Genomic DNA, 13490 nt, shown 5'->3' with positions numbered 1-13490 from the left:
ATCGACCTGAAACAACCAGTCGATTATGGATTCGGTAAAGCAGGCTCAGGTCGGCTTAACTCCGAAGCATCTCCCAATCAGTCCCCTCACCCCAGCCCTCTCCCGGAGGGAGAGGGGGCCGACCGAGGTGTCTTGGGTTTGACATTGACCTGAAGTAGCCAGTCGATTATGGATTCGGTAGAGCTGGATCAGGTCGGCGTAACTCTCCAGCATCCCCCAGTCAGTCCCCTCTCCCTCTGGGAGAGGGCTAGGGTGAGGGGCTTTTGCGGGTTACTCGAAATGCTCAAGATTGACCGGATCCCCGGATTGCATATTCAGCTGCTTGCGGATGTCTTCAAACATCAAGTCGTAATGTTTGTGCACCGAGCCGATCTGGCTGTGCGTTTTGGGAATCCCGTATTTTTCGGCAATCCGCGTCACGTCGCGGGCGAAGTTGTAAGCCTCTTCCTTGGGCAGGAAAAACGTTTCCTTCATGTCTTTGCCCTGCATATTGCCATGCAGGGTGAACTGTATCCCTTTGCCTTTTTTCGGGTCGGTAAACACTTCATAGTCGAGGTGCACGTTGTAATTGACGTCATCGTCGGTCAACGCGTGCCGCTCGATATGCAAATGACCAGGTTCGAATTGGGCCATGGTTTTCTCCTTTCAAGGCATGGGAGAAGGGCAGACCTCGGGCCTGCCCCCGGAGTTTCTGATTATCGGTAAGTGATGCCCGGCTTGGCGGTAGTCACGCGCGTACCGGCAGTGCCCTGAACGATGGCTTCGATGTCCGCCAACGAACCGATCACCGCGACCTTGCCAGTATGGCGCGCGAATTCGCAGGCTGCCTGCACCTTCGGCCCCATCGAGCCGGCGGCGAAACCGAGGCGTTCGAGTTCATCGGGGTGCGCTTCGGCGATGGCTTTCTGCGTCGGTTTGCCGTAATCGATGAACGCCGCGTTGACGTCCGTGGCGATCACCAGCAGGTCGGCTTCCAGTTGCTCGGCGAGCAGCGACGAGCAGAGGTCCTTGTCGATCACCGCCTCGATGCCTTTGAGATTACGGTTCTCGTCATACATGGTCGGAATCCCGCCACCACCGGCGCAAATCACGATGCTGCCCTTGTCCAGCAACCACTTGATCGGGCGGATTTCGAAGATGCGTTTGGGTCGAGGGCTGGCAACCACACGACGGTACTTGTCGCCGTCCGGAGCAATCGCCCAGCCTTTTTCCGCGGCGAGTTTTTCTGCTTCGGCCTTGTCGTAAACCGGACCGATCGGCTTGGTCGGGTTCTGGAAGGCCGGATCCTTGGCGTCGACTTCAACCTGAGTGAGCAGGGTGGCAAACGGCACTTCGAAATCGAGCAGGTTGCCCAGTTCCTGTTCGATGATGTAGCCGATCATGCCTTCGGTTTCGGCACCGAGCACGTCCAGCGGATAAGGGGTGACGGAGGTATAGGCCGCCGCTTGCAACGACAGCAGGCCGACTTGCGGGCCATTGCCGTGGGCGATGACCAGTTGGTTGCCGGGATGGATCTTGGCGATTTGCTCGGTGGCGATGCGGATGTTGGCGCGCTGATTGTCAGCGGTCATCGGTTCACCACGGCGGAGCAGGGCGTTACCGCCCAGCGCTACGACGATACGCATAATGCATGTCCTTTTCGTAGTGATCGTTCCCACGCTCTGCGTGGGAATGCCGCCACGGACGCTCCGCGTCCGCTGTGACGCAGAGCGTCACGGGATGCATTCCCACGCGGGAGCGTGGGAACGATCATGGATAAGCAGTGGTTACAGATCAGCCAGGGTCGAGACCAGAATCGCCTTGATCGTGTGCATGCGGTTTTCCGCTTGCTCGAAGGCGATGCAGGCAGGCGACTCGAACACGTCGTCAGTCACTTCGATGCCGTTTTTCAGGTGCGGATACTGCTCGGCAATCTGTTTGCCGACTTTGGTATCGCTATTGTGGAACGCCGGCAGGCAATGCATGAACTTGGTGCGCGGGTTGCCGCTGGCTTTCATCAGTTCAGCGTTGACCTGATACGGCAGCAGTTGCTGGATCCGCTCGGCCCAGGCTTCAACCGGCTCGCCCATCGATACCCAGACGTCGGTGTGAATGAAGTCGACGCCTTTGACCGCGGCTTTCGGGTCTTCAGTCAGGGTGATGCGCGCACCGCTTTCTTCGGCATATTTGTGGCAACGCTCGACCAGATCATCCAGTGGCCACAGGGCTTTCGGCGCGCAGATGCGCACGTCCATGCCGAGTTTGGCGCCGACCAGCAGCAGCGAGTTGCCCATGTTGTTGCGCGCATCGCCGAGGTAGGCGTAGCTGATTTCATGGATCGGCTTGTCGGCGTGTTCACGCATGGTCAGCACGTCGGCGATCATCTGAGTCGGGTGATATTCATCGGTCAGACCGTTGAACACTGGCACGCCGGCGAACTTGGCCAGCTCTTCGACGATTTCCTGTTTGAAGCCACGGTATTCGATGGCGTCGTACATGCGCCCCAGCACGCGGGCGGTGTCCTTCATGCTTTCTTTGTGGCCGATCTGCGACGAGTTCGGGTCGATGTAGGTGACGTTGGCGCCTTGGTCATAGGCCGCCACTTCGAAGGCGCAACGGGTGCGGGTCGAGGTTTTTTCGAAGATCAGGGCGATGTTGTTGCCCTTCAGGTGTTGTTGCTCGGTGCCGGTGTATTTCGCGCGCTTCAGGTCGCGGGACAGGTCGAGCAGGTAACGCAGCTCACGTGGGGTGTGGTGCTCCAGGCTGAGCAGGTTACGGTTGTGAATGTTGAACGCCATGATGATTCTCCTTGGATTCGGTAATCGGCCCGGCCGCTACGGGATGGGTGCGGCCGGGGAGATGGTCGTTTAGTAATCGATAGGGTCGCGGATGATCGGGCAGGTCATGCAGTGGCCACCGCCACGGCCTCGGCCCAGTTCACCGGCGCTGATGGTGATGACTTCCACGCCGGCCTTGCGCAGCAGGGTGTTGGTGTAGGTGTTGCGGTCGTAGCCGATGACCACGCCCGGCTCTACGGCCACCACGTTGTTACCGTCGTCCCATTGCTCGCGTTCGGCGGCGAAGCTGTTGCCGCCGGTTTCCACCACGCGCAGTTTCGGCAGGTTGAGGGCTTTGGCCACGGTGTCGAGGAAGGTGCCTTCTTCGCGGCGGATGTCGATGCCGCCCTGTTTGCTTTCGTCAGGGCGCAGGGTGAAGGCGACAATCTGATTGACCACCTCAGGGAAAATCGTCACCAGGTCGCGGTCGCAGAAGCTGAACACGGTGTCCAGGTGCATCGCGGCGCGGGATTTCGGCAGGCCGGCGACGATGACTTTTTCCACGGCTTTGTTCTTGAACAGGTTCAGCGCCAGTTGGCCGATGGCCTGGCGGGACGAACGTTCGCCCATACCGATCAGCACCACGCCGTTGCCGATTGGCATGACGTCGCCGCCTTCAAGCGTCGAGCTGCCGTGTTCCTTGTCCGGATCGCCGTACCAGATTTCGAATTCGGCGTTGGTGAACTGTGGGTGGAATTTGTAGATGGCGGTGGCCAGCAGGGTTTCCTGACGGCGCGCCGGCCAGTACATCGGGTTCAGCGTCACGCCGCCGTAGATCCAGCAGGTGGTGTCGCGGGTGAACTGAGTGTTTGGCAGCGGCGGCAGAATGAAGCTGGAGTGGCCGAGGAAGTCGCGGAACATCTGGATGGTCTTGCCACCGAAGCTGTCCGGCAGATCATCAGCGGACACGCCACCAATCAGGAACTCGGCGATGTGCCGTGGCTCGAGGCTTTTCAGCCAGGATTTCACTTCGTTGATCAGACCGAGGCCCACCGAATCGGCGGTGACCTTGCGCTCCAGGATCCAGTCCAGTGCCTCAGGGTTAGCGACGATATCGGTCAGCAGGTTGTGCATTTCCAGCACGTCGATACCGCGCTCGCGCATCTTGGTCACGAAGTCGAAGTGGTCGCGCTTGGCCTGAGCCACCCAGAGCACATCGTCGAACAGCAGTTCATCGCAGTTGTTCGGGGTCAGCCGCTGATGGGCCAGACCTGGGGAGCACACCATGACTTTGCGCAGTTTGCCGGCTTCGGAATGGACGCCGTACTTAACTTTTTCCGTGGTCATTTCAGATCCTCCAGATAACAAAACAATCAGGGGTTACAGAGTCAGGAAGCCGTCGTAGAGACCGTAGGCCGCCACCAGGGCACCCACGACCACTGCGGCGAAAATCAGCTTCTCGACGTTAGTGAAAATCGGTTGTTTGAGTTCCAGCTTGGCCTTGGCGAACAGGATCGCGCCGGGTGCGTAGAGCAGGGCCGAGAGCAGCAAGTACTTGACCCCGCCGGCATACAGCAGCCACACCGCATAGATCAGGGCGATGCCGCCGATAATCAGATCCTTGCGCCGTTCGGCCGCGAAGCCTTCGTAACTTTCACCGCGCACCGCCAGCAGCAGGGCATAGGCTGCCGACCACAGGTACGGCACCAGAATCATCGAAGTGGCGAGGTAGATCAGCGACAGGTAAGTGCTGGCCGAGAACAGCGTGATGATCAGGAAAATCTGCACCATCGCGTTGGTCAGCCACAGGGCGTTGACCGGTACGTGGTTGGCGTTTTCCTTGCGCAGGAACTCGGGCATGGTGTGGTCTTTGGCGGCGGCGAACATGATCTCCGCACACAGCAGCACCCACGACAGCAGCGCACCCAACAGCGAAATGATCAGACCGACGCTGATCAGCACCGCGCCCCAGTGACCGACTACGTGCTCAAGCACGGCGGCCATCGACGGGTTCTGCAGTTTCGCCAGTTCCGGTTGGGTCATGATGCCCAGCGACAGCACGTTCACCAGCACCAGAAACAGCAGCACGGTGATGAAACCGATCACGGTGGCTTTACCGACGTCCGAGCGTTTTTCCGCACGGGCGGAGAAGATGCTCGCGCCCTCGATGCCGATGAACACCCACACGGTGACCAGCATCATCTTGCGCACCTGGTTCATCACGCTGCCCAGATCCGGGTTTTTGATGCCCCAGATGTCGGCGGTGAAGATGTCCAGTTTGAAGGCGAACACCGCGATCAACACGAACAGCAGCAGCGGTACGACCTTGGCGACCGTGGTCACCAGGTTGATGAACGCCGCTTCCTTGATCCCGCGCAGCACCAGAAAGTGCACCGCCCACAACAGCACCGAGGCGCCAATCACCGCAGCAACGGTGTTGCCCTCACCGAAAACCGGAAAGAAATAGCCGAGGGTGCTGAACAGCAGAACGAAGTAACCGACGTTGCCCAGCCAGGCACTGATCCAGTAACCCCAAGCGGACGAGAAACCCATGTAATCGCCAAATCCGGCCTTGGCGTAGGCGTAGACGCCGCCGTCCAGGTCAGGCTTGCGATTGGCGAGGGTCTGGAAGACAAAAGCGAGGGTGAGCATGCCGACAGCGGTGATGGCCCAACCGATCAGTACCGCACCGACGTCGGCGCTGGCGGCCATGTTTTGCGGCAAGGAGAATATCCCGCCACCGATCATTGAACCGACTACCAATGCAACCAGTGCACCTAGTCGTAGTTTTCCAGGAGCTTCAGACATTTGCATGACTCCATTGCAGGAGAGAAGAGATCACAGCGTAGTTCTGTTGTCTGTTCAAACAGCTGACTTAGATCAGTGCATGGTCACATTCCATTGTTAATGAATGACTTAGGCTTCGGCTGAAGGCATAAAGCTCCTGCCCGCAAGGCCCGTCCTAGAGGCGTTGTGGCTACATCTTTGGGAATGGCTATTATTACTTTCGAATTATCACGCTAGTTCTTTTTCAGCTTTTGGCAAATTTTCCGCCTCTGTTTTCAGTACAGAATTGAATTATCGGGATCAGCGCACAAAACCGACTTAGCGTGCTAGGGCGTTAGCGTCATCGGCTATATAAAAATGGGCGTTAATTGGCGTTACCTGATAAACGTCATCTACCTTTATCCGTTTAGTTAATAGTTGTGAAAAATAAACTCTCACCACACTTCAAAGGGAAACTGAAATGTCGCAACCGACGCAAAAGCTGCGATTAGGCGCGTTGATCGCCCTGGTGGTGGGTTCAATGATTGGCGGGGGGATTTTCTCGCTGCCGCAGAACATGGCAGCACGCGCCGATGCCGGGGCGATTCTGATCGGCTGGGGGATTACCGCGATTGGCATGCTGACCCTGGCGTTCGTGTTTCAGACGCTGGCCAACCGCAAGCCGGAACTGGATTCCGGCGTGTACGCCTACGCCAAGGCCGGGTTTGGCGACTACATGGGCTTCTCGTCCGCCTGGGGTTACTGGATCAGTGCCTGGCTGGGCAACGTCGGTTATTTCGTCCTGCTGTTCAGCACGCTCGGCTACTTCTTTCCTGTGTTTGGTCAGGGCAACACACCGATTGCTATCGGCTGCGCCTCGGTGCTGCTGTGGGCCGTGCATTTTCTGGTGATGCGCGGGATCAAGGAGGCGGCGCTGATCAATCAGCTGACCACGGTGGCCAAAGTCGTGCCGCTGATCATGTTCATCGTCATCGCGGCGGTCGCATTCAAGGCTGACATTTTCACTCGCGATATCTGGGGCACCAGCAACCCGAATTTCGGCGGGGTGATGGATCAGGTGCGCAACATGATGCTGGTCACCGTGTTCGTGTTCATCGGCATCGAAGGCGCCAGCGTGTACTCGGCGCGGGCGGAGAAACGCAGCGATGTCGGTCGCGCCACGGTGATCGGTTTTGTCGGCGTGCTGGCGCTGCTGGTGCTGGTCAACGTGTTGTCGCTGGGGATCATGAGCCAGCCGGAACTGGCGAATTTGCAGAACCCGTCGCTGGCGGCGGTGCTCGAGCACATCGTCGGGCCGTGGGGCGCACTGTTGATCAGCATTGGCCTGGCGATTTCACTGCTCGGTGCGTTGCTGTCCTGGGCATTGCTGTGTGCGGAAATCCTCTTCGCCACGGCCAAGGACAAGACCATGCCGGCGTTCCTGAAAAAGGAAAACAACAACCATGTGCCGGTCAACGCGTTGTGGCTGACCAACGCGATGATCCAGATTTTCCTGTTGATCACGCTGTTTTCGGCCGGCACCTACACCAGCCTGATTTATCTGGCCTCGTCGATGATTTTGGTGCCGTACCTGTGGTCGGCGGCGTACGCGGTGCTGCTCAGTGGGCGCGGCGAAACCTACGAACACGCCTCGGCCGAACGCACCAAGGACCTGCTGATCGGCGGCATCGCCCTCGGTTATGCGGTGTGGCTGTTGTACGCCGGTGGGGTGAAGTATTTGCTGCTGTCGGCGTTGCTGTATGCGCCGGGGGTGATCCTGTTTGCCAAGGCCAAGCATGAACAGGGCGAGCCGTTGTTTACCCATGTCGAGAAAGGCATTTTCACCTGCGTGGTGATCGGCGCGGGGCTGGCGGCGTATGGGTTGTACAGCGGTGTACTGTCGTTGTGAGGTTGTCGCTGGCTTATCAGCCGCCCTATGACTGGAACGCGATGTTGGGGTTTCTTGCGGCGCGGGCGGTGGTCGGGATGGAGGTCGTGGTTGAGGGGGTGTACTCGCGCAGCATCGGGTTGAACGGTGTTCACGGCACGGTTTCGGTCTGGCTTGGGGCGGCGGATGCGCTGGAGGTCGAGCTGGACTTTGCTGATCCGGCAGCGGTGCCCGAGATCGTTGTCAGGTTGCGGCGGATGTTTGATCTGGATGCGGATCTGGCGCGGATGCACGGGCATTTGGTGAATGATCCGCTGCTGGCGCGGTTGATCGCCGAGCGTCCGGGGTTGCGCATTCCCGGAGCGTGGGACGGGTTGGAATTGGCGTTTCGCGCGGTGCTTGGGCAGCAGATTACGGTGGTCGCGGCGATTCGTCTGGCGGGGAAACTGGTGGCGCAATATGGCGCGCCGCTGGATTCCACAGTGCCCGGATTGACGCATGTGTTTCCCGAGGCGCACGTATTGGCGGCGGCAGATCTGGCGGCGCTGGGCATGCCGAAGAGTCGCGGGCGGACGCTGTCGGGGGTGGGGCAGGCGTTGTTGGAAGAACCGTCATTGTTTGAGCCGAATCGCCAGGGCGGCGTGGCACGGCTACTGGCGTTGCACGGGATAGGTGAGTGGACGGCGCAGTACATTGCGCTGCGGCAGTTGCGCGATCTGGATGGGTTTCCCCATGGCGATGTCGGGTTGTTGCGCGCGTTGGAGGTGCTGGAAGGCGAGCGGCCGGCAGCGCGGGAATTGTCTTTACGGGCCGAGGCCTGGCGGCCTTATCGAGGGTATGCGGCGCAGCTTTTGTGGACATCTTTGAGCCGCTCGGAATGATCCGAATGTCGCTTGGTCAATTCAGGCCTCATCGCGAGCAGTCTCACTCCTACAGTTGACCGCGTTCCATCAGTAGAAACGCGGTCAACTGTAGGAGTGAGCCTGCTCGCGATAGCGGTTTCAGATTCACCACTGTGGTCGGTGCGAACCCAGTTCTGTAGCCGGCAACGCCCATTGAATCGGTGTACCGCTGATCTTCACTGGCACCTGCAAGCGATGCGCCGGCCCCCACGGGGTCTGTTCCAGAAATGAACCCTGATCCCGCTCATCTTCCGCCCGCAATACCTCACTCCTACCCGGCCCAGATTCAATCAACAACTTCGCCGTCCGCGCCAGCGACAATCGCGCCGAGCCACCCCGACCCGCCTTTAAGCGCTCGGTCAAAAGTCGAATAGCACTCGCCGCCATCAAATACCCGGTCGCATGATCCAGCGCCTGCACCGGTAACGGTGTCGGTTTATCGGCCTGCTGCCAGCGCTGCCCGGCCTCGGCGATACCGCTGCTCATCTGCACCAGACTGTCGAAGCCGCGGCGGTTCTGCCACGGGCCGCTCCAGCCGTAGGCGTTGAGGCCGACATCGATCAGGCCCGGTGCCATTTGCCGGCAACGTTCCGCGCCGAAACCGAGATGTTCCAGTGCGTCGGCGCGGTACCCGTGCAGCAGAATGTCGACCTCTTTCAGCAAACCTTCAAACACCGCGCGATCGGCCGGATCATGCAGGTTCAACCGCGCGCAACGTTTGCCGAGGGTCATTTCCGGGACGACACCGGGCTCGTTCCAGTTCGGTGAATCGATGCGCAATACATCGGCGCCAAGGCCAGAGAGAAAACGACTGGCAGTGGGGCCAGCGAGCACGCGCGTCAGATCCAGTACCTTGATCCCGGCCAACGGCTGCGCCACCGAGCCTTGCCACGCTTGCGCGTGTTCATCCGGCGAATCGATGAAATGCACCAGCGGTTCGGCATTCACCGCCAACCCCTGCGGATGCTTTTGCCACTGCGCCCAACTGCGCATCTCGGCGGCACAACCGTTGGCGTCAACCACCGCTTGCTCCAGATCCGTGCTCGCCCATTGCGCGACTTTCGCCGCCATCGCCGCGCGGTCGGCGCAGGCACCGAGCACGCTTTCAGCGGCGGCGCGATGATGCGGGGCGTTGGTGTGCAGGCGGATCCAGCCATCGCGGGTTGCGTAGTCGCCGGCGATCGGGTCCCACAGCGGTGGTACTTGCCAGCCCATCGGGCGCAGCGAGGTCGAAAGCCAGAGCGAGGCCAGGCGTCGGTCGACTTCTACAGCGGGCAAGTGACCGGTCTGTTGCTCGATCAATTGGCTGACAGCCTGACCGGCTGCGGCCATGCTGGCGCAGGCAAGGTCAGTGACGGCGAACGCCGAGGGCAGGGCACCACGGTCGGTAAACGCAATCGGCGTGCGAGGCAAGCCGAGTGCGGCTTGAATGGACGTGAGTAAATCAGTCATCGAAGGCCCTCCGGAGCGAGAGGGCGATGATAGTGCAAAAAGCACGAGCAGGATCGTTCCCACGCTCCGCGTGGGAATGCATCAAGGGACGCACCGCGTTCCAGCTTCCGATTGGGACGCGGAGCGTCCCGGGCTGCATTCCCACGCAGAGCGTGGGAACGATCTCTTCGCGTCAGACGCGGAACTGATCCATCAATTTCATCTGCTGACTGGCCAGGGCATTGAGCTGGCTGCTGATCGCCGCCGACTCAGTGGCCTGCTCGGTCAGCGTTTCAGTCACGGTACGAATCGCCGAAACGTTGCGATTCACTTCTTCAGCCACCGCACTTTGCTGCTCAGCCGCACTGGCAATTTGCAGGTTCATGTCGCTGATCACCGTCACCGCATCGCTGATCTTGCCCAGCGCATCCACCGCCTGACGAATCTGTCCGGCGTTGTTATGCGCCTGAGTCTGGCTCGAATGCATGGTCGCGACCACGCCACGGGTGCCAGTCTGAATCCGCTCGATGACCACGCGAATCTCTTCCACCGAATCCTGCGTGCGCTTGGCGAGGTTGCGCACTTCGTCGGCGACCACGGCAAAACCACGGCCGCTCTCACCGGCACGGGCCGCTTCAATCGCCGCGTTGAGCGCCAGCAGGTTGGTTTGTTCGGCGATGCTGCGGATCACTTCCAGCACCGACCCGATCTGCTCGCTGTTGACTGCCAGCGCTTCAACCTCGGTCACTGCTTTACTGACTTCCTCGGCCAGTTGATTGATGTCGCGGGTGCTGCGCTCGATGATCGACATCCCGTCCCTGGCCGACTGATCGGCCCCTTTCGCGGCATTGGCCGCGTTCGATGCGCTGTTGGCGACGTCGTGGGCGGTGGCGCTCATTTCGTTGGAGGCGGTGGCGACCTGGTCGATCTCGCGGAACTGCACCTGCATGCCTTCGCTGGTCTGGCGGGCGATTTCCGAAGACTGGTCGGCGGTGCCGCGCGCTTCGGTGATGCTCTGTTTGATCTGCGCGATGGTCGGTTGCAGCTTGTCGAGGAAGCGGTTGAACCAGTTCACCAGTTCGCCCAGTTCATCCTGCTTGCTGTAGTTCAGGCGTTGGGTCAGATCACCTTCGCCGCTGGCGATGTTCTTCAGCATCTCGGCGACGCTGTTGATCGGCCGGGTGACGCCGGACGCGGTCAGCCAGATCAGCAACAGGCCAACCAGACCGGCGACCACGGCAACCAGCAGCGCGGTGAGCACGCCGGTTTCCTGAGCATCGTCGAGTACCGCTTGCAGCTTGACCGAATCAGCCAGCAGGACTTTTTTCGGCAGGTCGATGACCACGCCCCAGGCGCGCGAGTTGCCGATCGGGTCGACCGGGTAAACGGCACGAATCAGGTCGCCCTGTTCAAGAATCTTCGGTGTGCCGGAGGTCAGCAGTTGCAGCACGTCCTTGCCATCGGCGCCGAGGGTGTCGCTGATTTTCTTGCCGACCTTGGTCGAGTCGGAACTGTCGGCACCGAGCACGCCGCTGCCAGAGACAATCAGCATGTGCCCGGCGTTGTTGAACAGGTTGCGCTGGGAGTCCACGGCCGCCGCTTGCAGGGCGTCGAGGGCGATGTCGACACCGACCACGCCGATGGCTTTGCCGTCGACAATCAGCGGTACGGAAATGGTCGTCATGAGCATTTCCTTGCCGCCGACAGTGTCGGCATACGGATCGAGCAGGCAGGTGTGTTTGGCATCACGAGGGCAGGTGTACCAGCTGTTGTACGGTGTGCCGCTGACGCTGAGGGTGGTTTTGGTCAGGTCTTCTTCGACCATGATGGTGTTCAGCGAGGCGCCGGCGGCGCGGCTCCAATAGGTGGCAAAACGTCCGGCTTCGTTGGACTGGCGAGCGGCGTCGTTGACGAACTCGCTGTCCTTGCCGTCGAGAGCGTTCGGTTCGAAAGCGAGCCAAATGCCGAGCACTTTGTCGTTGCGCTCGAAGGCGGTTTTCAGGCTCAGGTTCAACTCTTCGCGCAAGGCGCCGGCGTCTAGCGAACGCTTGGCGGCCATGACGCGCATGTCCTTGATCTGATCCGCTACGGCAGTGATCACCGTCAGGCTTTCGCCAAAGGTTTTCTGCACCCGCACGGCTTGCTCGGCGGCTTTGGCTTGCAGCAGATTCTCGACGCTGGCGGTGAGCAGCTTGTTGCTGGAGTCACTGACCAGTTCGTCGTTCTGATTGGTCTGGTAGATGTTCATGCCAACGATCAGCGCAACCACACCGAGCAGGCACAGACCGGAGAGCAGAACGATTTTCAGGCGAATGGACAGAGCGTCGAACATGGGGCGATCTCGCGAATGAATAAACGGGTGGCATTCGGGCAGGAACTACCCGGTTCGCCAAGTCCATTCAGCGCCATTCAATGCTCATCGGCGTGAAAGCAGAGGTCATGAGGCGCGTGCCGACGGACGGTCAGCGCTAAACGTTTGCGCAGGGGAAAGTGCTGAAAAAGCGATTAATTACAGGGATGTTTCAGTGCGATGACGGGTCAGTGCAGACCCGGATGGATTCCGGACGCGACCAGATCCACAGATTGCCCAGGCTCATCCCGGCAATCGCCAGATAGACCGGCCAGCCATGATCGAGCATCACCAGCATCAGGGTTGCGCAAAGCAACATGCTCACCGTAGCGCTGACTTTGGCCTTGCGCGCGATGATCTTGCCGTTACGCCAGTTGCTGAGGATCGGCCCGAACAGCCGATGGTTTTCCAGCCAGGCACTCAGGCGCGGCGAACTGCGGGTCGCGGCCCAGGCGGCGAGGAGGATGAACTCGGTGGTCGGCAGACCGGGCACGACGATGGCGATCAGGCCAATGCCGAGGCTGACGTAGGCCAGCAGGCCGAACAGCACACGGGCGAGTTTGGAGGAGGCGGGTTGCGGCATGGGCTCGGGATTGCTGTGAGGCGAGATGGGGATTCTACAGACTTGCGTTGTTCCCATGTGGGAGCGAGCTTGCTCGCGAAAGCGGTATGTCGGTCACATCTGTGTTGAATGTGCCGCCGTCTTCGCGAGCAAGCTCGCTCCCACAGGGTTTTGTGGTGTGTCGGGAATCAGGCCGGTTCGGCTTCTGTGGCGTAAGCCTGTTCCAGCAGCACGGTGAAGCGGTTGAACGCGTCGATCGCGCCTTGCTCGACGTCGGCTTCTTCCTCGGCAGTGAACTGCAGCGAATCAAGAGTACGCACGAAGCTCTTCCAGCCTTCGGCACGACCACCTTCAGGCTCGCCCAGGTGACGGGCACCAAAGGTTTCGCTCAGCTCCAGCGCCACCGCGCGTTTGATCAGGAACGCCGCGCCGAGCTTCGAGCCTTCGGAAACAAAGATCCAGCCCAGCGCACGGGCCTTGCTCGGGTTTTTCACCGCGCCTGCGACCGGCGCCGGCACTTCCGTGTCGAGATCCGCGAGGTCAGCCTTGGCCGCTTCGGCACGGCAACGGACCGGCAGGTCCGGGACGATGGCGGTCAGTTCGGCATCGTTGTACAGCTCGACCAGTTCCGACTGGAACAGGTACTGCGCGACGACGAAACGGGCGAAATTGGCGCGGGTCTCGAACGGCGCGTGTGCCTTCACCAACGCGTCGAGCTTGCTGTGCGGCTCATGGGTGATCTGGTTCAGGCGTTGTGAACGCAGGGCTTTTTCCGAAGTGGTCATGACATGTCCTTGATAAAAGAGGCGCTTGATAACGAGACGAACAAGGCGAC

Annotated in this window: 10 protein-coding genes and 2 pseudogenes; 2 read left to right on the top strand and 10 right to left on the bottom strand. The window is 60.2% G+C overall.

The features are described from left to right. Window positions 1-270: 270 nt before the first annotated feature. The 5 genes from ACWR1S_RS23510 to arcD (ACWR1S_RS23490) form a co-directional block, all read right to left on the bottom strand. The gene (locus tag ACWR1S_RS23510; protein WP_454565181.1) at window positions 271-633 is read right to left on the bottom strand and encodes a DUF5064 family protein; all 363 of its coding nucleotides are present in this window, start codon (window positions 631-633) and stop codon (window positions 271-273) included. A gap of 62 nt (window positions 634-695) precedes the next feature. Then, window positions 696-1625: a carbamate kinase gene (arcC, locus tag ACWR1S_RS23505; protein ID WP_454565180.1), complete on the bottom strand. Its 930-nt coding sequence runs from the start codon at window positions 1623-1625 to the stop codon at window positions 696-698. A gap of 141 nt (window positions 1626-1766) precedes the next feature. Further along, entirely contained in the window at window positions 1767-2777 is a 1011-nt protein-coding gene (locus ACWR1S_RS23500) for an ornithine carbamoyltransferase (protein ID WP_008086805.1), read from the bottom strand. A gap of 69 nt (window positions 2778-2846) precedes the next feature. Next, on the bottom strand, window positions 2847-4103 hold the full coding sequence (arcA, locus tag ACWR1S_RS23495) for an arginine deiminase (RefSeq protein WP_150774425.1): 1257 nt from the start codon (window positions 4101-4103) through the stop codon (window positions 2847-2849). Between the two features lie 33 nt (window positions 4104-4136). Beyond that, window positions 4137-5564, bottom strand: a complete 1428-nt coding sequence (gene arcD, locus ACWR1S_RS23490) for an arginine-ornithine antiporter (protein ID WP_095121300.1) — start codon at window positions 5562-5564, stop codon at window positions 4137-4139. A gap of 439 nt (window positions 5565-6003) precedes the next feature. On the opposite strand from arcD (ACWR1S_RS23490), the gene arcD (ACWR1S_RS23485) reads away from it, so the two are divergent. Then, on the top strand, window positions 6004-7431 hold the full coding sequence (arcD, locus tag ACWR1S_RS23485; protein ID WP_454565179.1) for an arginine-ornithine antiporter: 1428 nt from the start codon (window positions 6004-6006) through the stop codon (window positions 7429-7431). Next, a complete protein-coding gene (locus tag ACWR1S_RS23480) occupies window positions 7428-8291 on the top strand; it encodes a DNA-3-methyladenine glycosylase family protein (protein WP_454565178.1) in 864 nt (287 codons plus the stop codon). The genes arcD (ACWR1S_RS23485) and ACWR1S_RS23480 overlap by 4 nt, the downstream gene beginning before the upstream one ends. A gap of 126 nt (window positions 8292-8417) precedes the next feature. Here ACWR1S_RS23480 and ACWR1S_RS23475 read toward each other — a convergent pair whose 3' ends face one another. From ACWR1S_RS23475 to ACWR1S_RS23455, 5 genes and pseudogenes are all read right to left on the bottom strand, one after another. After that, a complete protein-coding gene (locus ACWR1S_RS23475; RefSeq protein ID WP_454565177.1) occupies window positions 8418-9764 on the bottom strand; it encodes a CoA transferase in 1347 nt (448 codons plus the stop codon). A gap of 172 nt (window positions 9765-9936) precedes the next feature. Further along, window positions 9937-10467: pseudogene (locus tag ACWR1S_RS23470) on the bottom strand (methyl-accepting chemotaxis protein); the annotation flags it as partial. Window positions 10468-10794: 327 nt separating this feature from the next. Beyond that, a pseudogene (locus ACWR1S_RS23465) lies at window positions 10795-11802 on the bottom strand (PDC sensor domain-containing protein); the annotation flags it as partial. A 463-nt stretch (window positions 11803-12265) separates the two neighbouring features. After that, a complete protein-coding gene (locus tag ACWR1S_RS23460) occupies window positions 12266-12676 on the bottom strand; it encodes a YbaN family protein (protein WP_064119128.1) in 411 nt (136 codons plus the stop codon). Window positions 12677-12843: 167 nt separating this feature from the next. Next, the gene (locus tag ACWR1S_RS23455; RefSeq protein WP_454565176.1) at window positions 12844-13440 is read right to left on the bottom strand and encodes a biliverdin-producing heme oxygenase; all 597 of its coding nucleotides are present in this window, start codon (window positions 13438-13440) and stop codon (window positions 12844-12846) included. Between the last annotated feature and the right edge of the window lie 50 nt (window positions 13441-13490).

Source organism: Pseudomonas sp. AIG (assembly GCF_977020205.1).
Note: the sequence above shows the minus strand (reverse complement) of the source record. Positions and strands in the feature narration are given on the sequence as shown.